Annotated in this window: 20 protein-coding genes; 17 read left to right on the top strand and 3 right to left on the bottom strand. The window is 55.3% G+C overall.

Annotated features, from left to right (window positions below; all coding sequences use genetic code 11):
• The first annotated feature begins 62 nt into the window (after nt 1–62).
• The gene (locus tag AB6V08_RS07805; protein ID WP_368542151.1) at nt 63–2,351 is read left to right on the top strand and encodes an FdhF/YdeP family oxidoreductase; all 2,289 of its coding nucleotides are present in this window, start codon (nt 63–65) and stop codon (nt 2,349–2,351) included.
• Between the two features lie 53 nt (nt 2,352–2,404).
• Here the strand turns inward: AB6V08_RS07805 and dapD are convergent, their stop codons facing one another.
• From dapD to map, 3 genes are all read right to left on the bottom strand, one after another.
• On the bottom strand, nt 2,405–3,229 hold the full coding sequence (dapD, locus tag AB6V08_RS07800; protein WP_368542150.1) for a 2,3,4,5-tetrahydropyridine-2,6-dicarboxylate N-succinyltransferase: 825 nt from the start codon (nt 3,227–3,229) through the stop codon (nt 2,405–2,407).
• A 32-nt stretch (nt 3,230–3,261) separates the two neighbouring features.
• On the bottom strand, nt 3,262–5,937 hold the full coding sequence (gene glnD, locus AB6V08_RS07795; protein ID WP_368542149.1) for a bifunctional uridylyltransferase/uridylyl-removing protein GlnD: 2,676 nt from the start codon (nt 5,935–5,937) through the stop codon (nt 3,262–3,264).
• Between the two features lie 62 nt (nt 5,938–5,999).
• Nucleotides 6,000–6,794, bottom strand: coding sequence for a type I methionyl aminopeptidase (gene map, locus AB6V08_RS07790; protein WP_006173616.1), 795 nt, complete (start codon nt 6,792–6,794; stop codon nt 6,000–6,002).
• A 320-nt stretch (nt 6,795–7,114) separates the two neighbouring features.
• On the opposite strand from map, the gene rpsB reads away from it, so the two are divergent.
• From rpsB to dnaE, 16 genes are all read left to right on the top strand, one after another.
• Complete coding sequence (gene rpsB, locus AB6V08_RS07785; RefSeq protein ID WP_139537040.1) at nt 7,115–7,840, top strand: 30S ribosomal protein S2; 726 nt, start codon at nt 7,115–7,117, stop codon at nt 7,838–7,840.
• Nucleotides 7,841–7,957: 117 nt separating this feature from the next.
• Entirely contained in the window at nt 7,958–8,809 is an 852-nt protein-coding gene (gene tsf, locus AB6V08_RS07780; protein ID WP_014882627.1) for a translation elongation factor Ts, read from the top strand.
• Nucleotides 8,810–8,959: 150 nt separating this feature from the next.
• The gene (pyrH, locus tag AB6V08_RS07775) at nt 8,960–9,685 is read left to right on the top strand and encodes a UMP kinase (protein ID WP_004098747.1); all 726 of its coding nucleotides are present in this window, start codon (nt 8,960–8,962) and stop codon (nt 9,683–9,685) included.
• A gap of 168 nt (nt 9,686–9,853) precedes the next feature.
• Nucleotides 9,854–10,411 (top strand): ribosome recycling factor, encoded by a 558-nt coding sequence (gene frr, locus AB6V08_RS07770; RefSeq protein WP_103178334.1) that lies wholly within the window; start codon nt 9,854–9,856, stop codon nt 10,409–10,411.
• Nucleotides 10,412–10,505: 94 nt separating this feature from the next.
• Complete coding sequence (gene ispC, locus AB6V08_RS07765; protein WP_368542148.1) at nt 10,506–11,705, top strand: 1-deoxy-D-xylulose-5-phosphate reductoisomerase; 1,200 nt, start codon at nt 10,506–10,508, stop codon at nt 11,703–11,705.
• Nucleotides 11,706–11,891: 186 nt separating this feature from the next.
• A complete protein-coding gene (gene ispU, locus AB6V08_RS07760; protein WP_368542147.1) occupies nt 11,892–12,650 on the top strand; it encodes a (2E,6E)-farnesyl-diphosphate-specific ditrans,polycis-undecaprenyl-diphosphate synthase in 759 nt (252 codons plus the stop codon).
• Nucleotides 12,651–12,662: 12 nt separating this feature from the next.
• Nucleotides 12,663–13,520: a phosphatidate cytidylyltransferase gene (cdsA, locus tag AB6V08_RS07755; protein ID WP_368542146.1), complete on the top strand. Its 858-nt coding sequence runs from the start codon at nt 12,663–12,665 to the stop codon at nt 13,518–13,520.
• An 11-nt stretch (nt 13,521–13,531) separates the two neighbouring features.
• The gene (gene rseP, locus AB6V08_RS07750; protein WP_368542145.1) at nt 13,532–14,884 is read left to right on the top strand and encodes a sigma E protease regulator RseP; all 1,353 of its coding nucleotides are present in this window, start codon (nt 13,532–13,534) and stop codon (nt 14,882–14,884) included.
• Between the two features lie 31 nt (nt 14,885–14,915).
• Nucleotides 14,916–17,333 (top strand): outer membrane protein assembly factor BamA, encoded by a 2,418-nt coding sequence (gene bamA, locus AB6V08_RS07745; protein WP_368542144.1) that lies wholly within the window; start codon nt 14,916–14,918, stop codon nt 17,331–17,333.
• A gap of 122 nt (nt 17,334–17,455) precedes the next feature.
• Nucleotides 17,456–17,950, top strand: a complete 495-nt coding sequence (gene skp / locus AB6V08_RS07740) for a molecular chaperone Skp (protein ID WP_020882619.1) — start codon at nt 17,456–17,458, stop codon at nt 17,948–17,950.
• Nucleotides 17,951–17,953: 3 nt separating this feature from the next.
• Complete coding sequence (lpxD, locus tag AB6V08_RS07735) at nt 17,954–18,979, top strand: UDP-3-O-(3-hydroxymyristoyl)glucosamine N-acyltransferase (protein ID WP_368542143.1); 1,026 nt, start codon at nt 17,954–17,956, stop codon at nt 18,977–18,979.
• Between the two features lie 104 nt (nt 18,980–19,083).
• Nucleotides 19,084–19,539 carry a 3-hydroxyacyl-ACP dehydratase FabZ gene (fabZ, locus tag AB6V08_RS07730; protein WP_007373234.1) on the top strand — a complete coding sequence of 152 codons (456 nt, stop codon included), beginning with the start codon at nt 19,084–19,086 and terminating at the stop codon, nt 19,537–19,539.
• A 3-nt stretch (nt 19,540–19,542) separates the two neighbouring features.
• The gene (gene lpxA / locus AB6V08_RS07725; protein ID WP_368542142.1) at nt 19,543–20,331 is read left to right on the top strand and encodes an acyl-ACP--UDP-N-acetylglucosamine O-acyltransferase; all 789 of its coding nucleotides are present in this window, start codon (nt 19,543–19,545) and stop codon (nt 20,329–20,331) included.
• Nucleotides 20,331–21,479, top strand: coding sequence for a lipid-A-disaccharide synthase (lpxB, locus tag AB6V08_RS07720; protein WP_368542141.1), 1,149 nt, complete (start codon nt 20,331–20,333; stop codon nt 21,477–21,479). The genes lpxA and lpxB overlap by 1 nt, the downstream gene beginning before the upstream one ends.
• Nucleotides 21,476–22,072: a ribonuclease HII gene (rnhB, locus tag AB6V08_RS07715; protein ID WP_368542140.1), complete on the top strand. Its 597-nt coding sequence runs from the start codon at nt 21,476–21,478 to the stop codon at nt 22,070–22,072. The genes lpxB and rnhB overlap by 4 nt, the downstream gene beginning before the upstream one ends.
• A gap of 38 nt (nt 22,073–22,110) precedes the next feature.
• Nucleotides 22,111–25,593, top strand: a complete 3,483-nt coding sequence (gene dnaE / locus AB6V08_RS07710; protein ID WP_368542139.1) for a DNA polymerase III subunit alpha — start codon at nt 22,111–22,113, stop codon at nt 25,591–25,593.
• The last annotated feature ends 4 nt before the right edge of the window (nt 25,594–25,597 follow it).

Here is a 25,597-nt window from a genome sequence, read left to right as displayed (position 1 = left end):
ATGCCAAAGAGAACTTGCTACCGTATTTGCTATTAATAATTGCCGATAAATAAGCAGTAGCAATGAAAAAGGGTATTCAGGGTGTCCGCGGCTATCAAGGCCCGGCTGGTGGCTGGGGCGCGGTGAAAGCGGTCTCGGCGTCGGTGTTTTCACAAAAGGCGGTGGCCCGCGACATTATCGCCATGTTCAGGATGAATCAGGTCTCGGGCTTTGATTGCCCGGGCTGCGCGTGGCCCGATCCAGCCCATCGCGCGCCGATGGAGCTGTGCGAAAATGGCGTTAAGGCGGTCTCCTGGGAAACGACCAGCAAGAAAGCTTCTCCGGCGTTTTTCCGCCGCCATACGGTTTCCGAGCTATGGCAGTACAGCGATTATGCGCTCGAAAACAGCGGTCGGCTGACCCACCCCATGAAGTACGATGCCGCCACGGATCGCTGGCAGGCCATCGAATGGCAGGTGGCGTTTCAGGAAATCGGCGAGCGCCTGCGCGGCTATGATTCTCCGGAGCAGGTAGAGTTTTATACCTCCGGGCGTACCTCCAACGAGGCGGCGTTCCTGTATCAGCTTTTTGCGCGCGAGTATGGCAGCACTAACTTCCCGGATTGTTCAAACATGTGCCACGGGCCGACCAGCGTCGGCCTGACCCACTCCATCGGTCTGGGCAAAGGCACGGTCGAGCTGGCCGACTTTGAACGCTGCGATCTGGTGATTTGCATCGGCCACAACCCCGGCACCAACCATCCGCGAATGCTCACCACGCTGCGTGAGGTGGCGAAGCGCGGAGCGAAAATTATCTCCATTAACCCGCTGGCAGAGCGCGGCCTCGAGCGGTTTTGCTTCCCTCAAAGCCCGGGCGAGATGCTCTCCGGAAAAGCGACCGCCCTCAGCAGCAGCTACTACCAGGTGAAGATGGGGGGCGATTCGGCGCTGCTGAAAGGCATGATGAAAGCGCTAATCGAGATGGATGAAGCCCGGGCGCTGCTCAACCAGCCGCTCTGCCTCGACCATGATTTCATTGCGGAACACACCGAAGGCTACGACGCGCTGTATCAGGATCTTCGCAACCACAAATGGGCGGAGCTGGAAAGGGAAAGCGGGCTGACCTGCAGCCAGATGGAAGATCTGGCCCACACCTACAGTCAATCCCGCGCTACCATCATCTGCTACGGGCTTGGCATCACCCAGCACAAAAACGGCACGGAAAACGTCCAGCAGCTGGTTAACCTGCTGCTGCTGAAAGGCAACATCGGGAGGCCGGGGGCGGGGATCTGCCCGCTGCGCGGCCACTCCAACGTGCAGGGCGACCGCTCGGTCGGGATCAACGAGGCGGCTCCGGAGGCATTTTTACAGCGCCTTGAAGATCGTTTTTCGATTACCGTTTCCCGCAAGCATGGTCGCTCCAGCGTGGAGAGTATTCGGGCGATCGAGCGCGGCGAGGCCAGGGCGCTGATTTGCATGGGCGGTAACCTTGCGGTGGCGATGCCTGATCCGCAGCGCACCTTTGCGGCCATAAAGCACCTCGATATGCAGGTTCACGTTGCCACTAAGCTCAACCGGTCGCACTTGCTGCTGGCGAAGCATAACTACCTGCTGCCGGCGCTGGGCAGAACCGAGCGCGATGTACAGGCGACGGGGATCCAGTCCGTCACCGTGGAAGACGCCATGTCGATGGTTCACGCCTCCTGCGGGGCGCTCAAACCCGCCTCGCGTTGGCTGAAATCGGAGCCGGCCATCGTGGCTGAAATGGCGCGCGCCGCGCTGCCTGACTCCCCGGTTAACTGGGAGGAGATGAGCGGTAATTACGCCCTGATCCGCGAGGCCATTGCCGACGTGCTCCCGGAATTTGCGGGCTACAACGCGCGCATTGCTGAACCCGGCGGGTTCCGTATGGACACGCCAGCCTCCCGCCGCGAATGGCGGACGGTCAACGGCAAAGCGAACTTTGCGGTGAGTCGACGCCGGGCCGTTGACCGCGCGCGTCAGCCGGACGACGCGCTGGTGCTGGCCACGCTGCGCAGCCATGACCAGTACAACACCACCATCTACGGCATGAACGATCGCTATCGCGGCATCACCGGTCGTCGCGACGTGGTGTTCCTGAGCGAAGCCGAAGCGACCGCGCGCGGCCTGGCGGAAGGGGATGTCGTGAACGTGCAGGCGCTGGATGATAGCGGGCAGCCTTCGCGGGGGCGGATGATGTCAGGCCTGACGGTGGTGATTTACAGTATGGCGAGCGGGTCGGTTGGCGCCTATTTGCCGGAGGCCAACGTGCTGCTCTCGCTGGATGCGGTGGACTGGCAAAGCCTGACGCCCGCCTATAAAAGCGTGCCGGTACGCGTGACTAAGGCCTAAAAACAAAACCCGCCATCAGGCGGGTTTTTACGTTTAGCGGTTTGCTAAGCGGATTAATCGATGGTGCGCAGCAGTTCGTTGATGCCCACTTTGCCGCGGGTTTTCGCGTCAACTTTCTTCACGATAACCGCGCAGTACAGGCTGTATTTGCCATCTTTTGACGGCAGGTTGCCGGAAACTACCACGGAGCCCGCCGGAACGCGACCGTAATGCACTTCGCCGGTTTCGCGGTCATAGATACGGGTGCTCTGACCGATGTACACGCCCATGGAGATCACGGAGCCTTCTTCCACGATCACGCCTTCAACCACTTCGGAGCGTGCGCCGATGAAGCAGTTGTCTTCGATGATGGTTGGGTTAGCCTGGAGCGGCTCCAGTACGCCGCCAATGCCCACGCCGCCGGACAGGTGAACGTTTTTACCGATCTGCGCACAGGAACCCACGGTCGCCCAGGTGTCTACCATGGTGCCTTCGTCAACGTAAGCACCGATGTTGACGTAGGATGGCATCAGCACGGTGTTACGCGCGATAAATGCACCCTGACGCACGGCTGCCGGTGGCACGACGCGGAAACCTTCTTTCTGGAAACGCGCTTCGTCGTAATCGGCGAATTTCATCGGCACTTTGTCGAAGTAGCGGCTTTCTGCTCCGTCGATAACCTGGTTATCGTTGATACGGAAAGAGAGCAGCACGGCTTTCTTCAGCCACTGATGAGTTACCCACTGACCGTCGATTTTCTCTGCTACGCGCAGAGCGCCGGAATCCAGCAGGGCAATCACCTGGTTCACGGCTTCACGGGTAACGGTATCCACATTTGCCGGAGTGATCTCGGCGCGGCGCTCAAAAGCGGACTCAATAACGTTTTGTAACTGCTGCATTGTTTACTCTTTCCATATTCACTAAAAACAAGTCACCCTTTATCGTTTGGATTGAGGGCTGCTGTCAACCGTTGTTGCACTTCAAGTTGCAGGTCATTATTAAGGGCACGCCGATCGGCGGTCGCGATTATGAATAAATCTTCTACTCGCTCGCCAATGGTTGTAATTCTTGCCCCGTGAAGCGAAATTCCCAGATCCGCAAAAACCTGGCCAACGCGGGCGAGCAGCCCTGGCTGGTCAAGCGCGATCAGCTCCAGGAACGATTTCCTGTCGGTGTGCGTGGGCAGGAAATTGACCTCCGTATCCACCGTAAAGTGGCGCAATTTTGCCGGCTGGCGGCGAGGCTGCGGCGGCTGCCAGCTGTGCTGGGTTATCGCCTGCTCCAGACCAAAACGAATCCCTTCATGCCTGTCTGACGACAGCGGGCTGCCGTCCGGCTCCAGCACAATAAAGGTGTCCATCGCCATCCCGTCGCGGGTGGTGAAAATCTGCGCGTCGTGAACGGACAGGTTTCTGCGGTCAAGTTCGGCGCAAACGGCGGCAAACAGGTAGGCGCGATCCGGGCTCCAGATAAAAATCTCCGTTCCGCCGCGCGTCGCCTGCGGGCTGAGCAGGATCAGCGGTTTCGACAGATCGTGCTTGAGCAGGTGCCGCGCGTGCCAGGCGAGCTGGTTCGGGCTGTGGCGCACAAAGTAGTTGGCGCGACAGCGGGCCCAAATCTGATGCAGCGCCTCTTCATTAATATTGTCCATCCGCAGCAGCGCCAGCGCCTGAAGCTGGTGATGGCGCACGCGCTCGCGCATGTCCGGCGTGTTCTGCATTCCGCGCCGCAGCTGTTTCTCCGTCGCGAAATAGAGTTCGCGCAGCAGGCTCTGCTTCCAGCTGTTCCACAGGGTTTCGTTGGTGGCGCAAATATCGGCCACCGTCAGGCACACCAGGAAGCGCAGGCGATGCTCCGTCTGCACCTCTTTGGCGAATTGCTTAATCACCTCCGGATCCTGAATGTCCCGGCGCTGTGCGGTCACGGACATCAGCAGGTGATTGCGCACCAGCCAGGCCACAAGCTGCGTTTCCCGGGAGTTAAGGCCGTGAAGCTCGGCAAATTTCAGCACGTCCTGCGCGCCCAGCACCGAGTGGTCGCCGCCGCGCCCTTTGGCAATATCGTGGAACAGCGCGGCGATCAGGATCAGCTCCGGGTGGGTCAGGCGCGGCCACAGCTCAACGCACAGCGGGTGGCGGGAGCGAGTCTCTTCCTTCGCAAAACTTTCCAGCTTGAGCATCACGCGGATGGTGTGCTCATCCACGGTATAGGCGTGGAAAAGATCGAACTGCATCTGCCCGACAATGTGCGACCACTGGGGCATATAGGCCCACAGCACGCTGTGGCGGTGCATCGGCAGCAGGCCGCGGCTGACCGCCCCGGGATGGCGCAGCATGCTCAGGAATAGCGAACGCGCTTCCGGGATATAGCACAGTGGCTCCGTCAGGTGACGACGGGCGTGGCGCAGATGGCGCAGGGTGGTGGAGTAGATCCCGGTGATCGTGCTGTTACGCACCATGGTGTAAAACATGCGCAGGATCGCTTCCGGCTCGCGGATGAACAGGGTTTCGTCCCGCAGGTCGATCAGCGTGCCGCGCAGCTGGAATTCGTCGTCGATCGCACGCGGCTTTTCATCCGCCGTCAGCGCCAGGATCGCTTCGTCGAAAAGCTGTAGCAGCATCTGGTTCAGCTCGGTGACGCGGCGGGTCACGCGGAAGAAGTCCTTCATCATGTGCTCGACCGGCTCGTTGCCTTCGCCGCTGTAGTTCAGGCGCTGGGCCACGCTCAGCTGGCGGTCGAACAGCAGGCGGTTGTCGTAGCGGGTGACTTCCAGATGCAGGGCGAAGCGAATGCGCCACAGCAGGTGCAGACACTCGTTCAGCTCGTTGCGCTCGGCCTCGGTCAAAAAGCCGAAGCCGACCATTTCGTCCAGCGAGGTGGCGCCGAAATGGCGACGGGCGACCCACTGCAGGGTGTGGATGTCGCGCAGGCCGCCGGGGCTGCTTTTGATGTCGGGTTCGAGGTTATAGCTGGTGCCGTGGTAGCGCTGGTGGCGCTGGTTTTGCTCTTCCACCTTCGCGGCGAAGAACTTCTCCGACGGCCAGAAGCCGTCGCTGAAGATGTGTTTTTGCAGCTCCAGGAACAGCGCCACGTCGCCAATCAGCAGACGCGTTTCAATCAGGTTGGTGGCGACGGTCAGGTCGGAAAGCCCTTCGAGCAGGCACTCTTCCAGGGTTCGCACGCTGTGGCCGACTTCCAGCTTCACGTCCCACAGCAGGGTCAGCAGCTCGCCGATTTTTTGCGCCTGGTCGTCCGGCAGCTTTTTGCGGCTCAGGATCAGCAGGTCGATGTCAGACAGCGGGTGCAGCTCGCCGCGGCCGTAGCCGCCAACGGCGACCAGCGCGACGTCGCTGATTTGCCCAAAGCCGTAGTCGATCCACAGGCGCTGCAAAAGCTGGTCGATAAATTCGGTGCGCGCTTCAATCAGCTGTTCGGCGGAAATGCCCGCGTCAAACGCGCTGCCGAGCCAGCGCTGGAAGACGTCCAGATGCGCTTTGATGTGGGCGCAGGTCAGCTCGTGCGGCGGCCAGACGCCCGGGTTGTCGGGCTGGTCAGGGAGGGTGGGAAGGGCTGTGTTAGCATACTGTTCTGGTAATAGATTACTCATCGTGCGCCACCCATAAGAAAAAGCTATCGCCATTAAAAAAGCCGGCATTTGCCGGCTTCTTATCACTCAATGTTCGTCAGTATCGCCGGGATAGTGTCATCCTTGCGCAACGTCATAATTTCGCAGCCGTTGTCTGTGACCACAATAGTATGCTCGTACTGCGCAGACAAGCTTCTGTCTTTGGTTTTCACCGTCCAGCCGTCTTTCATGGTGCGGATACGGTAATCGCCGGAGTTGACCATTGGCTCGATGGTGAAGGTCATGCCTTTTTGCAGCACCACGCCGCCGTCATCCGCATCGTAGTGCAGAACCTGCGGCTCTTCGTGGAACACGCGGCCGATGCCGTGTCCGCAGTACTCGCGCACCACAGAGAAACCTTCTGCTTCAACGAACTTCTGGATAGCCGCGCCGAGCGTGCGCAGGCGAATGCCCGGCTTAACCATTTTCAGCGCCAAGTAGAGGCTTTCCTGCGTCACTTTGCACAGACGCTCGCCGAGGATGGTCGGTTTGCCCACGATGAACATCTTAGAGGTGTCGCCGTGGTACTCGTCTTTAATGACGGTCACGTCGATGTTCACGATGTCGCCATCTTTCAGCAGTTTTTCGTCGTCCGGAATACCGTGGCAAACCACTTCATTAATAGAGATGCAGACGGATTTCGGGAAACCGTGATAGCCGAGGCAGGCGGAAACCGCGTGCTGCTCGTTCACGATGTAGTCGTTACAAATGCGATCCAGCTCGCCGGTGCTAACGCCCGGTTTAACGAACGGTTCGATCATTTCCAGCACTTCGGCGGCCAGACGACCGGCGACGCGCATCTTTTCAATTTCTTCAGGGGTCTTAATAGAGATAGCCATGTAATCTGTCCATCGGTGTCGATTTTTTCGACAATACTAGTCTAAGTGTCGTTAATGGTATCAGTCAGGCGCACCCCGTGCCAAATTGAGAATCATTAGCAGCACACACCGCCAACAACTGTTGGTTTCCGCCCGCGTTTTGTGGTATAAAGCGCGCCGGACTTCCGATCCATTTCATATACACAGAATGGACGGAGGCGACATATCTCACTTTGTGTAACAACACACACGTATCGGCACATGTTCCGGGGTGCCCTTCGGGGTCGGTAACATGGGATACGTGGAGGCATAACCCCAACTTTTAAATAGAGGTTTTAAACATGGCAACTGTTTCCATGCGCGACATGCTCAAGGCTGGTGTTCACTTTGGTCACCAGACCCGTTACTGGAACCCGAAAATGAAGCCTTTCATCTTCGGCGCGCGTAACAAAGTTCACATCATCAACCTTGAGAAAACTGTACCAATGTTCAACGAAGCCCTGGCTGAGCTGAACAAGATCTCTTCCCGTAAAGGTAAGATTCTGTTCGTTGGTACTAAACGCGCTGCAAGCGAAGCTGTGAAAGATGCTGCTAACAGCTGCGATCAGTTCTTCGTGAACCATCGCTGGTTGGGCGGCATGCTGACCAACTGGAAAACCGTTCGTCAGTCAATCAAACGCCTGAAAGATCTGGAAACCCAGTCTCAGGACGGTACTTTCGATAAGCTGACTAAGAAAGAAGCGCTGATGCGTACTCGTGAACTGGACAAGCTGGAAAACAGCCTGGGCGGTATCAAAGATATGGGCGGCCTGCCAGACGCGCTGTTCGTAATCGATGCAGACCACGAGCACATCGCAATCAAAGAAGCTAACAACCTGGGTATCCCGGTATTCGCTATCGTTGATACCAACTCCGATCCGGACGGTGTTGACTTCGTTATCCCGGGTAACGACGATGCAATCCGTGCCGTTAGCCTGTACCTGGGCGCTGTAGCTGCTACCGTTCGTGAAGGCCGTTCTCAGGATCTGGCTTCTCAGGCGGAAGAAAGCTTCGTAGAAGCTGAATAATAAGGCTACACCCCTTATTAGTACCGTGTATGAATAGGGGCCAATTATCGGCCCCTTTTTTCAATTTATACTGTTTGGCTTCTGGCCGGGCAGTTCACATCTCCCGAGGATTTAAGAATGGCTGAAATTACCGCATCCCTGGTAAAAGAGCTGCGTGAGCGTACTGGCGCAGGCATGATGGATTGCAAAAAAGCGCTGACTGAAGCGAACGGCGACATCGAGCTGGCAATCGAAAACATGCGTAAATCCGGTGCGATCAAAGCAGCTAAAAAAGCAGGCAACGTTGCTGCTGACGGCGTGATCATCACTAAAATCGACGGCAACTACGGCATCATTCTGGAAGTTAACTGCCAGACTGACTTCGTTGCTAAAGATGGCGGTTTCCAGGCATTTGCGAACAAAGTTCTGGACGCAGCTGTTGCTGGCAAAATCACTGACGTTGAAGTTCTGAAAGCACAGTTCGAAGAAGAACGCGTTGCGCTGGTTGCTAAAATCGGTGAGAACATCAACATCCGTCGCGTATCTTCTCTGGAAGGTGACGTTCTGGGTTCATACCAGCACGGTGCGCGTATCGGTGTTCTGGTTGCGGCTAAAGGCGCTGACGAAGAGCTGGTTAAACAGCTGGCAATGCACATCGCTGCAAGCAAGCCAGAATTCGTTAAGCCAGAAGACGTGTCTGCTGAAGTGGTAGAGAAAGAGTACCAGGTTCAGCTGGACATCGCGATGCAGTCTGGTAAGCCAAAAGAAATCGCAGAGAAAATGGTTGAAGGCCGCATGAAGAAATTCACCGGCGAAGTTTCTCTGACTGGCCAGCCTTTCGTAATGGATCCAAGCAAGTCTGTTGCTCAGCTGCTGAAAGAGCATAACGCTGACGTAACTGGCTTCATCCGCTTCGAAGTGGGCGAAGGCATCGAGAAAGTTGAGACTGACTTCGCAGCAGAAGTTGCTGCAATGTCCAAGCAGTCTTAATGATGAAAAAGGAGCCGCCTGAGGGCGGCTTCTTTTTGTCACCCGTCATACAAAATCAGACAGGCTCCGGTATCGCTGTGCTGGTTTGCGACATAACATGTCGCCAGAATTAACCCCCATCTTAATCGTTGACAGTCTCAGGAAAGAAACATGGCTACCAATGCAAAACCCGTGTACAAACGCATTCTGCTTAAGCTGAGTGGCGAAGCGCTGCAGGGATCGGAAGGCTTCGGTATTGACGCAAGCATCCTTGATCGCATGGCACAGGAAATCAAAGAACTGGTCGAACTGGGCATTCAGGTTGGCGTGGTCATTGGCGGTGGCAACCTTTTCCGTGGTGCTGGTCTGGCGAAAGCGGGTATGAACCGCGTTGTGGGCGACCACATGGGGATGCTGGCAACCGTAATGAATGGCCTGGCAATGCGTGATGCGCTTCACCGCGCCTACGTGAATGCTCGCCTGATGTCTGCTATTCCTCTGAATGGCGTTTGCGATAACTACAGCTGGGCAGAGGCAATCAGCCTGCTGCGCAACAACCGCGTGGTGATCCTCTCCGCCGGTACGGGTAACCCGTTCTTTACTACCGATTCCGCTGCCTGCCTGCGCGGTATCGAAATCGAAGCCGATGTGGTGCTGAAAGCGACCAAAGTTGACGGCGTGTTTACTGCCGATCCGGCAAAAGATCCTTCTGCCACCATGTACGATCAGCTGACCTACAGCGAAGTACTGGATAAAGAGCTGAAAGTAATGGATCTTGCCGCCTTCACGCTGGCTCGTGACCACAAACTGCCGATTCGTGTCTTCAACATGAACAAGCCCGGCGCGCTGCGTCGCGTTGTAATGGGCGAAAAAGAAGGCACTTTGATCACGGAATAATTTCCGTCGACGATAAATACAGGTAAGATTCCGCTTTATTTTGTAGTGGTATCTTACCCGGACGCGCCTTTGGCGTTGTCATGATTTAAACGCGACTATACTTAGCACACCTGTAGCGGCTGTGCTGGCGGATAGTCTGCCTGAGACAAGTTTTCAAGGATCCGTAACGTGATTAACGACATCAGAAAAGATGCTGAAGTACGCATGGATAAGTGCGTAGAAGCGTTCAAAAACCAAATCAGCAAAATTCGTACTGGCCGTGCTTCCCCAAGCCTGCTGGATGGCATCGTTGTGGAATACTACGGCACGCCAACTCCGCTGCGTCAGCTGGCGAACGTCACCGTGGAAGATACCCGCACGCTGAAAATCAACGTATTCGACCGTTCTATGGGTCCTGCGGTTGAGAAAGCGATTATGGCTTCTGACCTGGGTCTGAACCCAAGCTCTGCGGGTACTGATATCCGCGTTCCACTGCCGCCGCTGACTGAAGAACGTCGTAAAGACCTGATCAAAGTGGTTCGTGGTGAAGCGGAGCAGGGTCGTGTGTCCGTGCGTAACGTGCGCCGCGATGCGAACGATAAAGTGAAAGCACTGCTGAAAGAAAAAGAGATCAGCGAAGATGACGACCGTCGTTCCCAGGACGACGTGCAGAAACTGACTGACGCTGCTATCAAGAAAATTGACGCGGCGCTGGCAGAAAAAGAAGCGGAACTGATGCAGTTCTGATTTCTGTCGTACACTGATAAACGCCGTTCAGAGAGCCTTCGTGCTTGCTGGCGGCGTTTTGCTTTTATCTGGTTTAACTTTTCCCGGGCATCTCATGAAGCATTTAACTCTCCTCGGCTCAACCGGCTCTATTGGCTGCAGCACTCTCGACGTTGTTCGCCATAACCCTGAACTCTACACCGTGACTGCGCTCGTGGCCGGAAAAAACGTGGAGCGCATGGTGGAGCAGTGTCTGGAGTTCACGCCTCGCTATGCGGTTATGGATGACGAGAGCAGTGCGCGACTGCTGAAAGCACAGCTTGCTGAGAAGGGCTGTCGGACAGAGGTGCTGAGCGGGCAGCAGGCAGCGTGCGACATGGCTGCGCTGGATGAGGTTGATCAGGTGATGGCGGCAATCGTCGGTGCGGCAGGGCTTCTGCCGACGCTTGCCGCTATTGATGCCGGAAAAGATGTTCTGCTGGCGAACAAAGAGTCGCTGGTGACCTGCGGACGCCTGTTCATGGATGCCGTTAAACAGCGCGGGGCGCGTCTTTTACCGGTTGATAGCGAGCACAACGCCATTTTTCAGAGTTTGCCCCAACCTTTTCAGCAGAACCTGGGGTACGCTGACCTGGAGCAAAATGGCGTTGTATCCATTCTGCTTACCGGGTCTGGTGGCCCGTTCCGCGAAACGCCACTGTCTGAACTGAGCGCAATGACGCCGGATCAGGCGTGCCGTCATCCGAACTGGTCGATGGGGCGTAAGATCTCCGTTGATTCAGCCACCATGATGAACAAAGGTCTGGAATACATTGAAGCCCGCTGGCTGTTCAATGCGTCAGCGAAACAGATGGAAGTGCTGATCCACCCGCAATCGGTGATCCACTCAATGGTGCGCTATCAGGACGGTAGCGTGCTGGCACAGCTGGGCGAGCCTGACATGCGAACCCCGATTGCGCATGCTATGGCGTGGCCAAACCGCGTGAAGTCGGGCGTAAAACCGCTCGATTTTTGCAAGCTCAGCTCGCTGACGTTCAGCGAGCCTGATTACGACCGCTATCCGTGTCTGAAGCTTGCAATGACGGCCTTCGACCAGGGACAGGCGGCGACGACAGCACTGAATGCAGCCAATGAGGTGACCGTTGAGGCATTCCTGAATCAGCAGATCCGCTTTACCGACATTGCCGCACTGAACCTGTCGGTGCTGGAAATGATGGATTTGCGCGAACCACAGAGCGTGGAAGAGGTGCTGGCGGTGGATGCTCAGGCCCGTGTTATTGCGCGCAAGCAGGTGACACGTCTCGCAAGCTGGTGATAAACCAACCAGTAGTCGTCGTGCCATTTGTTAGCGTTGGGCTTCAGTGATATAGTCTGCGCCACCTGATCGCAGGTATTTGACTTAATGTGGTCAGGTAAGCCGTGGTTTGACACGGCTTTTTTATGTTTAGGCTTCAGTATTCCTGAGTACCGTTAAATCCTTTTCAGGGACTAAAAACGCGTTATGTTGTCTGCGAATCAACCAATAAGCGAAAACTTGCCAGCGCATGGCTGCCGTCATGTAGCAATCATCATGGATGGCAACGGCCGCTGGGCGAAAAGACAAGGGAAGATACGAGCCTTTGGGCATAAAGCTGGGGCGAAATCCGTTCGCCGCGCCGTTTCTTTTGCCGCCAATAACGGCATTGATGCGTTAACGCTCTATGCTTTTAGCAGTGAAAACTGGAATCGACCTGCGCAGGAAGTCACTGCGTTGATGGAACTGTTTGTGTGGGCGCTCGACAGCGAAGTAAAAAGCCTGCACCGCCACAACGTGCGCCTGCGTATTATCGGGGAAACCAGTCGTTTTAACTCACGTTTGCAGGAACGTATTCGCAAAGCAGAAGCGTTGACGGAAAACAACACCGGTCTGACGCTCAATATCGCGGCGAATTACGGCGGACGCTGGGATATTATCCAGGGTGTTCGGCATCTGGCCGAACAGGTTCAGGAAGGGCTGTTGAGACCCGACCAAATTGATGAAGAGGCGCTGGGTAAGCAAATCTGCATGAATGAACTGGCTCCCGTGGATTTGGTAATTAGGACAGGGGGAGAACATCGCATAAGTAACTTTTTGCTTTGGCAAATCGCCTACGCCGAACTTTACTTTACTGATGTTCTTTGGCCCGATTTTGATGAACAAGACTTTGAAGGTGCGCTTCATGCCTTTGCCAACCGAGAGCGTCGTTTCGGCGGCACAGAGCCTGGTGGCGACAAAGCCTGATGGGGGTAGCTTTTGCTGAAGTATCGCCTGATTTCCGCTTTTGTATTAATACCCATTGTCATTGCGGCGCTGTTTTTACTGCCTCCAGTGGGATTCGCTATTGTGACGCTGGTGGTGTGCATGCTCGCCGCGTGGGAATGGGGACAGTTTAGCGGCTTTACCTCACGCACTCAGCGGGTATGGCTGGCGGTGCTCTGCGGCTTTATCCTGGCTCTGATGCTGTTTACATTGCCTGAATATCACCACGATATTCACCAACCGCTGGTCGCTGGCTCGCTTTGGGTGTCATTAGGCTGGTGGGTTGCCGCGCTTGTGCTGGTGCTTTTTTACCCAGGCTCTGCGGCGCTCTGGCGTAACTCTAAAGTTTTACGCCTGATTTTTGGTCTGCTCACCATTATTCCCTTTTTCTGGGGTATGGTTGCACTGCGCGCCTGGCACTACGATGAAAACCACTACAGCGGCGCATTGTGGCTGCTCTACGTGATGATCCTCGTCTGGGGTGCTGACTCTGGCGCGTATATGTTTGGTAAACTGTTTGGCAAACATAAGCTGGCTCCCAAAGTCTCGCCGGGAAAAACCTGGCAAGGATTCATTGGCGGCCTGTTTACCGCAGCGATTATCTCCTGGGGCTACGGCGTCTGGGCGAATCTCGACGTTGCGCCGTCAACGCTGCTGGTATGCTCTATTTTCGCTGCGCTGGCATCCGTTCTGGGTGATTTAACCGAGAGCATGTTTAAGCGTGAAGCAGGGATTAAAGATAGTGGTCACCTTATCCCAGGACATGGCGGTATACTGGATCGCATTGACAGCCTGACGGCTGCAGTTCCAGTGTTTGCTTGCCTGCTTTTACTGGTATTTGGGACGATTTAACGGAAGGTTTTATGCTGAGCATTCTCTGGAATCTGGCGGCGTTCATTGTTGCACTGGGTGTACTGATTACCGTGCATGAATTTGGCCATTTCTGGGTTGCTCGGCGCTGCGGTGTGCGGGTAGAACGATTCTCCATCGGTTTTGGTAAATCGCTCTGGAAGCGCACCGACAAGCATGGCACCGAGTTTGTCATCGCTCTTATCCCGCTCGGCGGCTACGTCAAAATGCTCGACGAGCGCGTCGAGCCGGTTGCCCCAGAACTTCGCCACAGCGCGTTTAACAACAAAACCGTTGGACAACGCGCCGCCATCATCGCTGCCGGACCGGTAGCCAATTTCATCTTTGCTATCTTTGCCTACTGGCTGGTGTTTATCATCGGCGTCCCTGGCGTGCGTCCGGTTGTCGGTGAAATTGCCCCCGACTCCATCGCGGCGAGTGCGCAAATTACACCGGGGATGGAACTTAAAGCGATTGATGGCATCGAAACCCCTGATTGGGATGCCGTGCGACTGCAGCTGGTAGCGAAAATCGGTGACGAGCAGACGACCGTCAGCGTGTCGCCATTTGGAACTAACCAGCGGCAGGAGAAAGTTCTGGATTTACGCCACTGGAGCTTCGAGCCTGACAAAGAAGATCCGGTTTCAGCACTGGGGATTCGACCGCGAGGCCCGCAGATCGAACCGGTATTAGCCGAAGTACAGGCTAACTCGGCAGCGAGTAAAGCGGGTTTGCAAGCGGGCGACAGGATCGTTAAAGTCGATGGTCAGCCATTAACACAGTGGATGACCTTTGTTAATCTGGTGCGCGATAATCCAGGTACGTCACTCGCATTAGACGTTGAAAGGCAGGGGAGTCCGCTCTCACTGACGCTTATCCCGGATACCAAATCGGGAGGCGGAAAGGCGGAAGGGTTCGCAGGCGTAGTGCCGAAAGTGATCCCGCTGCCAGATGAGTACAAGACAATACGCCAGTATGGGCCGTTTAGCGCCATCCTTGAAGCCACGGATAAAACATGGCAACTGATGAAGCTAACGGTAAACATGTTGGGGAAATTGATAACCGGTGATGTGAAACTGAACAACCTCAGTGGGCCAATCTCGATTGCTCAGGGGGCTGGGATGTCAGCGGAATTCGGGGTGATTTACTATCTCATGTTTCTCGCGCTCATTAGCGTGAACCTCGGGATAATCAACCTGTTCCCGCTTCCCGTGTTAGACGGGGGTCATCTGCTGTTTTTAGCGATTGAAAAGCTAAAAGGCGGACCGGTATCCGAGCGAGTTCAAGACTTTAGTTATCGCATTGGCTCGATTTTGCTGGTGCTGTTAATGGGGCTTGCACTTTTCAATGATTTCTCTCGGTTGTAAGAGAGTTAGTTAGGAAGAACGCATAATAACGATGGCGATGAAAAAGTTGCTCATAGCGTCGCTGCTGTTTAGCAGCGCCACCGTATACGGTGCTGACGGGTTCGTAGTGAAAGACATTCATTTCGAAGGCCTTCAGCGTGTCGCCGTTGGTGCGGCCCTCCTCAGTATGCCTGTGCGCCCTGGCGATACGGTTAATGATGATGATATCAGTAACACCATCCGTGCTCTGTTTGCCACTGGCAACTTTGAGGACGTCCGCGTCCTGCGCGATGGTGATACGCTGCTGGTTCAGGTAAAAGAACGTCCAACGATCGCCAGTATCACTTTCTCCGGCAATAAGTCGGTGAAAGATGACATGCTCAAGCAGAACCTTGAAGCATCTGGCGTCCGTGTGGGGGAATCTCTGGACCGCACTACCCTTTCAGACATTGAAAAAGGTCTGGAAGACTTCTACTACAGCGTAGGTAAATACAGCGCCAGCGTGAAAGCGGTTGTCACACCGCTGCCGCGTAACCGCGTAGACCTGAAGCTGGTGTTCCAGGAAGGTGTTTCTGCAAAGATCCAGCAGATCAACATCGTCGGTAACCATGCTTTCAGCACCGATGAACTGATCTCTACCTTCCAGCTGCGCGACGAAGTGCCGTGGTGGAACGTGGTTGGCGATCGTAAATACCAGAAGCAGAAGCTGGCGGGCGACCTTGAAACCCTGCGCAGCTACTACCTCGATCGCGGCTATGCGCGTTTCAACATTGATTCGACTCAGGTAAGTCTGACTCCGGACAAGAAAGGCATCTACATTACGATTAACATTACTGAAGGCGAGCAGTACAAGCTTTCAGGTGTTGAGGTAAGCGGAAACCTGGCCGGACATTCAGCTGAGATCGAGTCTCTGACCAAGATTCAGCCGGGCGATCTGTATAGCGGCTCTAAAGTGACCAAAATGGAAGACGGCATTAAGAAGCTGCTCGGCCGTTATGGTTATGCCTATCCGCGCGTACAAACTCAGCCTGAGATCAACGACACGGATAAAACCGTGAAGCTGCACGTGAACGTGGACGCGGGTAACCGTTTCTACGTGCGTAAGATCCGCTTCGAAGGCAACGATACCTCTAAAGATTCCGTTCTGCGCCGTGAAATGCGTCAGATGGAAGGTGCATGGCTGGGTAGCGATCTCGTCGACCAGGGTAAAGAACGTCTGAACCGTCTGGGCTACTTCGAAACCGTTGATACCGATACGCAGCGCGTGCCGGGTCGTCCCGATCAGGTTGACGTTGTTTATAAAGTCAAAGAGCGTAACACCGGTAGCTTCAACTTCGGTGTGGGTTACGGTACTGAAAGTGGCGTGAGCTTCCAGGTCGGTGTTCAGCAGGATAACTGGCTGGGCACAGGTTACTCTGTGGGCATCAACGGCACCAAAAACGACTACCAGACCTACTCTGAGTTCTCTGTTACTAACCCATACTTCACCGTTGACGGTGTGAGCCTGGGCGGTCGTATCTTCTATAACGACTTTAAAGCAGACGACGCGGATCTGTCCTCGTACACCAACAAAAGCTACGGTGTCGATGGCACGCTGGGCTTCCCAATTAACGAATACAACACCCTGCGTGCTGGTTTAGGTTACGTGCATAACGACCTGTCCAATATGCAACCGCAGGTGGCGATGTGGCGTTATCTGGATTCCATCGGCCAATCGACCAGTACGTCGAGCGATAACAACGGCTTCGCTGCGGATGACTTCACGTTCAACTACGGTTGGACCTATAACCGCCTCGACCGTGGTTTCTTCCCGACGGAAGGTTCTCGCGTCAACCTGAACGGTAAAGTGACCATTCCAGGCTCTGATAACGAGTTCTACAAAATTACGCTGGATACCGCGTCCTACTTCCCAATTGATGACGACCATAAATGGGTTGTTCTGGGTCGTACACGCTGGGGCTACGGCGATGGTTTAGGTGGCAAAGAACTGCCATTCTATGAAAACTTCTATGCCGGTGGTTCCAGCACCGTCCGTGGCTTCCAGTCCAATAACATTGGTCCGAAAGCGGTTTACTACGGCGGTAAGGGTCTGGATAACTGTGATACATCAGACACCTCGAAAGTCTGTAGCTCAGACGACGCGGTGGGCGGTAACGCCATGGGTGTTGCCAGCCTGGAGTTCATTACGCCTACGCCGTTTATTAGCGACAAGTATGCGAACTCCGTGCGTACCTCGTTCTTCCTGGATGCGGGTACCGTGTGGGATACCAACTGGGAGAACACTGCCGCAACGCGTGCAGAAGGTATTCCGGACTATAGCGATCCGAGCAACATTCGCATGTCTGCAGGTATCGCATTACAATGGATGTCACCGCTGGGGCCGTTGGTCTTCTCCTACGCCCAGCCGTTTAAGAAATACGATGGAGACAAAGCGGAGCAGTTCCAGTTTAACATTGGTAAAACCTGGTAATAATCCGCTGCAATGGAATGCGTTGGCAGTGTAGCGCTGACAACCGGCGATCGGTAACACGATCGCCTTGCCACGCAAAGAACGGTACCTTCGGGTGCCAATGGGATGGTAAGGAGTTAATTGTGAAAAAGTGGTTATTAGCTGCAGGTCTCGGTTTAGCGATGGCAACTTCTGCTCAGGCAGCAGACAAAATTGCAATCGTCAACATGGGTAATTTGTTCCAGCAGGTTGCACAGAAAACAGGTGTTTCTGCGACTCTGGAAAACGAATTCAAAGGCCGTGCAAGCGAACTGCAGGGTATGGAAAACGATCTTCAGTCCAAAATGCAGCGTCTGCAGCGTGATGGTTCTACCATGAAAGCATCTGACCGCAGCAAGCTGGAAAAAGACGTAATGGCTCAGCGCCAGACTTTCTCCCAGAAAGCGCAGGCTTTCGAGCAGGATCGTCAGCGTCGTTCCAACGAAGAACGTGGCAAACTGGTTACCCGCATTCAGACTGCTGTTAAAGCAGTTGCTGCCGATCAGAGCATCGATCTGGTTGTAGATGCGAACGCCGTTGCTTTCAACAGCAGCGATGTTAAAGACATCACCGCTGATGTTCTGAAACAGGTTAAATAAGTAATGCCTTCTATTCGACTGGCTGATTTAGCTCAGCAGTTGGATGCAGAATTACACGGTGATGGCGATATCGTCATCACCGCTGTTGCGTCCATGCAATCTGCTAAAACTGGCAACATTACCTTCATGGTAAGCCCTAAGTACCGTGAACATCTGGCTCAATGCCAGGCGTCTGCCGTTGTTCTGACGCAGGACGATCTTCCTTTTGCCACTGTAAGCGCGCTGGTAGTGAAAAATCCCTACCTGACCTATGCACGCATGGCTCAAATTCTTGATACCACGCCGCAGCCGGCGCAGAACATTGCTGCCAGTGCCGCAATCGACGCCACGGCGCAGCTGGGTAACAACGTCTCAATCGGCGCCAATGCCGTTATCGAATCCGGGGTTGTGCTCGGTGATAACGTGGTCATCGGCCCGGGTTGCTTCGTTGGTAAAAACACAAAAATTGGCGCAGGTTCCCGTTTGTGGGCCAACGTCTCCGTTTATCACGAAGTCGAGATCGGCGAAAATTGCCTGGTTCAGTCCAGCACCGTGATCGGCTCTGACGGATTCGGCTATGCCAACGATCGCGGTAACTGGGTCAAGATCCCCCAGCTTGGACGCGTGATTATCGGCGATCGTGTTGAGATCGGCGCATGTACGACCATCGACCGCGGCGCGCTTGACGACACCATTATTGGTAACGGTGTTATCATCGATAACCAGTGTCAGATTGCACATAACGTTGTGATTGGCGACAATACTGCCGTTGCTGGTGGCGTCATCATGGCGGGCAGCCTCAAAATTGGCCGTTACTGTATGATTGGTGGTGCCAGCGTGATTAACGGGCATATGGAAATATGCGATAAAGTCACGGTTACCGGAATGGGCATGGTGATGCGTCCTATCACTGAGCCTGGCGTCTATTCCTCGGGTATCCCGCTGCAACCTAACAAGGTGTGGCGTAAAACAGCAGCTCTGGTGATGAATATTGATGATATGAGCAAGCGACTCAAGTCTCTTGAGCGCAAGATCGATCAACAAGACTAAGCGTTCATCAATTTAACGCTAAATTTCCCGGCCTGTCGGCTTTCTTATAAACCGGCAGGCCGTGTTATTATTGCTATTCAGTACATTTTGACAGGAAGAGTATTTTGACTACCGACACTCATACTCTGCATATTGAAGAGATTTTAGAACTTCTGCCGCACCGCTACCCGTTTTTGCTGGTAGACCGTGTGCTGGATTTTGAAGAAGGTCGTTTTCTGCGCGCAGTGAAAAATGTCTCCGTAAATGAGCCATTCTTCCAGGGGCACTTCCCTGGTAAGCCTATCTTCCCGGGTGTGTTGATCCTGGAAGCGATGGCACAGGCTACCGGTATTCTGGCGTTTAAAAGCGTAGGTAAACTGGAGCCAGGTGAGCTGTATTACTTCGCGGGTATCGATGAAGCGCGCTTCAAGCGTCCAGTCGTGCCTGGTGATCAGATGATCATGGAAGTCACTTTTGAAAAAACGCGCCGTGGCCTGACTCGCTTTAAGGGCGTAGCTCTGGTTGACGGTAAAGTTGTTTGCGAAGCGACAATGATGTGTGCTCGTAGCCGGGAGGCCTGATACGTGATTGATAAATCCGCCTTTATTCATCCTACTGCGATTGTGGAAGTCGGTGCCATCATTGGTGCTAACGTTCACATTGGCCCGTTTTGTATTGTTGGACCCCATGTCGAAATTGGTGAGGGTACAGTACTGAAGTCTCACGTTGTCGTGAATGGTCATACGACCATTGGCAGCAACAACGAGATCTATCAGTTCGCCTCCATCGGCGAAGTTAACCAGGATCTGAAATATGCTGGTGAGTCGACCCGTCTGGAAATTGGCGATCGTAACCGCATCCGCGAAAGCGTCACCATTCATCGTGGAACAGTACAGGGCGGTGGATTGACGAAGGTGGGCAGCGACAACCTGTTTATGGTCAATGCGCATATCGCGCACGACTGTACGGTAGGTGACCGCTGTATTCTTGCCAACAACGCAACGCTGGCAGGACACGTATCGGTCGATGACTTCGCAATTATTGGCGGCATGACCGCAGTTCATCAGTTCTGCATCATTGGTGCACACGTGATGGTCGGCGGCTGTTCCGGTGTGGCGCAAGATGTCCCACCGTACGTCATTGCGCAGGGCAACCATGCAACGCCGTTTGGCGTAAACATCGAAGGCCTCAAGCGTCGTGGCTTTAGCCGCGAAGCAATCACAGCCATCCGTAACGCGTATAAGCAACTGTACCGTAACGGTAAAACGCTGGAAGAGGCGAAGCCGGAAATTGCCGAGCTGGCGAATAAGCACCCTGAGGTGAACGCGTTCATGGAATTCTTTGAGCGTTCAACGCGTGGTCTGATTCGTTAATGGTCGACAATCGTCCGCTTACGATAGCCCTGGTCGCCGGAGAAACCTCCGGCGATATTCTTGGTGCCGGTCTGATCCGCGCGCTAAAGGCTCGCGTCCCTAACGCCCGCTTTGTTGGCGTGGCTGGCCCGCTGATGCAGGCTGAAGGCTGTGAAGCCTGGTATGAAATGGAAGAGCTGGCCGTGATGGGCATTGTCGAGGTGCTGGGGCGCCTGCGTCGCCTGCTGCATATTCGCGCCGATCTCACCCGCCGTTTCACCGATCTCAAACCCGATGTCTTTGTCGGTATTGATGCCCCTGATTTCAACATCACCCTTGAAGGGAACCTGAAAAAGCAGGGAATCAAAACAATCCACTACGTCAGTCCGTCCGTGTGGGCGTGGCGACAGAAACGCGTTTTCAAAATCGGTAGATCCACCCATCTGGTGCTGGCTTTTCTGCCTTTCGAAAAAGCGTTTTACGACAAATTTAACGTCCCGTGCCGTTTTATCGGTCATACCATGGCAGATGCCATGCCGCTTGATCCGGATAAGAACGCGGCGCGTGACGTGCTGGGCATTCCGCACAACGCGCACTGTCTGGCGCTCCTGCCAGGAAGCCGCGGCGCCGAAGTTGAAATGCTCAGCGCTGATTTCCTGAAAACCGCGCAAATTCTGCGTAACACCTATCCCGATCTCGAAGTGGTCGTGCCGCTGGTCAATGCCAAACGCCGCGAGCAGTTCGAGCGCATTAAAGCGGAAGTGGCTCCCGATCTTCACGTCCATCTGCTGGACGGCAAAGGACGCGAAGCGATGGTCGCCAGCGACGCGGCGCTGCTGGCCTCCGGCACGGCTGCGCTGGAGTGTATGCTGGCAAAATGCCCGATGGTCGTGGGTTATCGCATGAAGCCATTCACCTTCTGGCTGGCAAAGCGCCTGGTGAAGACGGACTACGTTTCACTGCCCAACCTGCTTGCCGGTCGCGAGCTGGTGAAAGAGCTGCTGCAGGATGAATGCGAGCCGCAGGCGTTAGCCGACGCGCTGCTGCCGCTTCTTGCCGACGGCAAAACCAGCCACCAGATGCATGACACCTTCCGCGAACTGCATCAGCAGATCTGCTGTAATGCCGATGAGCAAGCGGCGGACGCGGTGCTGGAGCTAGCAAAATGATTGAATTCGTTTACCCACATACGCACCTCGTTGCGGGTGTGGATGAAGTCGGGCGCGGCCCGTTAGTCGGTGCTGTCGTCACGGCTGCGGTGATCCTCGATCCCGCTCGTCCGATTATCGGCCTGAATGACTCGAAAAAACTCACCGAGAAACGCCGCCTGGCGCTCTTCGATGAGATCACAGAGAAAGCCCTGGCCTGGAGCCTCGGGCGCGCCGAGCCGGAAGAGATCGACACGCTGAACATTCTGCACGCCACCATGCTTGCCATGCAGCGTGCGGTAGCGGGCCTGAAAATTGCCCCTGAGTACGTGCTGATTGACGGTAACCGCTGTCCTGCATTGCCTGTCCCGTCTATGGCGGTGGTCAAAGGCGATAGCCGGGTAGCAGAAATCAGCGCGGCTTCTATTATTGCCAAAGTGACGCGCGACGCTGAAATGGCCGCGCTGGACCTCACTTATCCTCAGTATGGCTTTGCCCAGCACAAGGGATATCCAACCGCTTTCCACCTGGAAAAGCTGGCTGAACATGGCGCAACTGAACATCACCGGCGCAGTTTTGGCCCGGTGAAACGCGCGCTGGGACTGGTGTCCTGAATCAAGACGCAAGCAATTAAGTAACGCGGAATCTGAAGATGGCTGAACCACGTTTCGTACACCTGCGGGTGCATAGCGACTACTCCATGATCGATGGGCTGGCAAAGACCGGGCCGCTGGTAAAAAAGGCGGCCTCTCTGGGTATGCCTGCGCTGGCGATCACCGATTTTACCAACCTGTGTGGCCTGGTGAAGTTCTACGGAACGGCGCACGGTGCGGGGATGAAACCTATCGTCGGTGCGGATTTTCACGTTCAGAGCGATCTTATCGGCGACGAACTGACGCAAATCACCGTGCTGGCAATGAACAACACGGGCTACCAGAACCTCACGCTGCTTATCTCTAAAGCCTACCAGCGCGGCTACGGCGCACTGGGGCCGTGGATCGATCGCGACTGGCTGGCGGAGCTCAGCGAAGGGCTGCTGCTGCTTTCCGGCGGCCGTATGGGCGATGTGGGTAAAAGCCTGCTGCGCGGGAATGCCGCGCTGGTGGATCAGTGCGTTGCCTTCTACGAAGAACATTTCCCGGATCGCTATTACCTGGAGCTTATTCGCACCGGGCGCCAGGATGAAGAGAGCTATCTTCACGCCGCGGTCGCGCTGGCGGAAGAGCGCGGGCTGCCCGTTGTGGCAACCAACGACGTGCGTTTCCTCGAGCCGGGCGACTTCGATGCGCATGAAATTCGCGTGGCGATCCACGACGGCTTTACCCTTGACGATCCCAAGCGCCCGCGTAACTACTCGACGCAGCAGTACATGCGCAACGAAGACGAGATGTGCGAGCTGTTCTCGGATATTCCGGAAGCGCTGGAAAACACCGTTGAGATAGCCAAGCGCTGTAACGTGACCGTGCGCCTCGGCGAGTACTTCCTGCCGCAGTTCCCAACCGGCGACATGACCACGGAAGACTTCCTGGTCGTGAAATCGAAAGAGGGTCTCGAAGAGCGTCTGGAATTCCTGTTCCCGGATGAAGCGGTGCGCAAGGAAAAACGCCCGCCCTATGATGAACGTCTGGACATTGAACTCCAGGTTATCAACCAGATGGGCTTCCCCGGCTACTTCCTGATCGTAATGGAGTTTATCCAGTGGTCGAAGGACAACGGCGTGCCGGTAGGCCCGGGCCGTGGTTCCGGTGCGGGCTCGCTGGTGGCTTACGCGCTCAAAATTACCGACCTCGATCCGCTGGAATTCGACCTGCTGTTCGAACGTTTCCTTAACCCGGAACGTGTTTCGATGCCCGACTTCGACGTTGACTTCTGCATGGAGAAACGCGACCAGGTTATCGATCACGTGGCGGATATGTACGGCCGCGATGCGGTATCGCAGATTATCACCTTCGGTACGATGGCGGCGAAAGCGGTTATCCGCGACGTAGGCCGCGTGCTGGGTCACCCTTACGGCTTCGTGGATCGCATCTCAAAACTGGTGCCGCCCGATCCGGGCATGACCCTGGCGAAAGCCTTTGAGGCCGAGCCGCAGCTGCCGGAAATTTACGAGGCTGACGAAGAAGTCAGAGCGCTGATCGACATGGCGCGCAAGCTCGAAGGCGTGACGCGTAACGCCGGTAAACATGCGGGTGGCGTGGTTATCGCTCCAACCAAAATTACCGATTTTGCGCCGCTGTACTGCGATGAAGCGGGCCAGCATCCGGTTACCCAGTTTGATAAGAACGACGTGGAATACGCCGGGCTGGTGAAGTTTGACTTCCTCGGTCTGCGAACCCTGACGATCATCGACTGGGCGCTGAAGATGATCAACCCGCGCCGGGAGAAGCAGGGCCTGGAGCCTATCGACATCGCCGCTATCCCGCTGGACGACAAGAAAAGCTTCGACATGCTGCAACGCTCGGAAACTACGGCGGTCTTCCAGCTTGAATCCCGCGGCATGAAAGACCTGATTAAGCGCCTGCAGCCCGACTGCTTCGAAGATATGATCGCACTGGTGGCGCTGTTCCGTCCGGGCCCGCTGCAGTCGGGGATGGTAGATAACTTCATCGACCGTAAGCACGGGCGCGAAGAAATTTCCTACCCGGACGTCCAGTGGCAGCACGAAAGCCTGAAACCGGTACTGGAGCCGACCTACGGCATTATCCTGTACCAGGAACAGGTTATGCAGATTGCCCAGGTGCTCTCTGGCTACACCCTCGGCGGCGCGGACATGCTGCGTCGTGCAATGGGTAAGAAAAAGCCGGAAGAGATGGCCAAGCAGCGCGGCACCTTCGAAGAAGGGGCGAAAAAGAACGGCGTTGACGGCGAGCTGGCAATGAAAATCTTCGACCTGGTAGAGAAATTCGCCGGGTACGGATTTAACAAATCTCACTCCGCCGCCTATGCGCTGGTCTCTTACCAGACGCTGTGGCTGAAAGCGCACTATCCCGCCGAGTTTATGGCGGCGGTAATGACTGCCGATATGGACAACACCGAGAAGGTGGTAGGCCTGGTGGACGAGTGCTGGCGTATGGGGCTTAAGATCCTGCCGCCGGATATCAACTCGGGTCTTTACCATTTCCACGTCAACGACGACGGGGAAATTGTTTACGGCATCGGTGCGATTAAAGGTGTGGGTGAAGGGCCGATTGAGGCTATCATCGAGGCGCGTAATAACGGCGGTTACTTCCGCGAGCTGTTCGATCTTTGCGCCCGCACCGATACGAAAAAACTGAATCGCCGCGTGCTGGAAAAACTGATCATGTCCGGCGCGTTCGACAGGCTTGGCCCGCACCGCGCCGCGCTGATGAACTCCCTTGGGGATGCGCTGAAAGCGGCGGATCAGCACGCGAAAGCGGAAGCGATAGGGCAGGCGGATATGTTCGGCGTGCTGGCTGAAGAGCCAGAGCAGATTGAACAGTCGTATTCCAACTGCCAGCCGTGGCCAGAACAGGTGGTGCTGGACGGCGAGCGTGAAACGTTAGGGCTGTACCTGACGGGTCACCCGATCAACCAGTACATTAAAGAAATTGAGCGCTATGTCGGAGGCAATAGGCTGAAAGACATGCATCCGACAGATCGTGGTAAAATCACCACGGCTGCGGGGCTCGTGATTGCTGCAAGGGTTATGGTCACCAAGCGCGGCAATCGTATCGGCATCTGTACGCTGGATGACCGTTCCGGGCGGCTGGAGGTGATGTTGTTCACCGACGCGTTGGATAAATACCAGCAATTGCTGGAAAAAGACCGCATACTTATCGTCAGCGGACAGGTCAGCTTTGATGACTTCAGCGGGGGGCTTAAAATGACCGCCCGCGAAGTGATGGACATTGACGAAGCCCGGGAAAAATATGCTCGCGGGCTTGCTATCTCGCTGACGGACAGGCAAATTGATGACCAGCTTTTAAACCGACTCCGTCAGTCTCTGGAACCCCACCGCTCGGGGACAATTCCAGTACATCTCTACTATCAGAGGGCGGATGCACGTGCGCGGTTGCGCTTTGGTGCAACGTGGCGTGTCTCTCCGAGCGATCGTTTACTAAACGATCTCCGTGGCCTCATTGGTTCGGAGCAGGTGGAACTGGAGTTTGACTAATACA

The sequence above is a fragment of the Enterobacter soli genome, from assembly GCF_964208575.1.
GTDB classification, from domain to species: domain Bacteria; phylum Pseudomonadota; class Gammaproteobacteria; order Enterobacterales; family Enterobacteriaceae; genus Enterobacter; species Enterobacter soli_A.
This window is presented reverse-complemented; position numbering and strand designations above follow the sequence as displayed.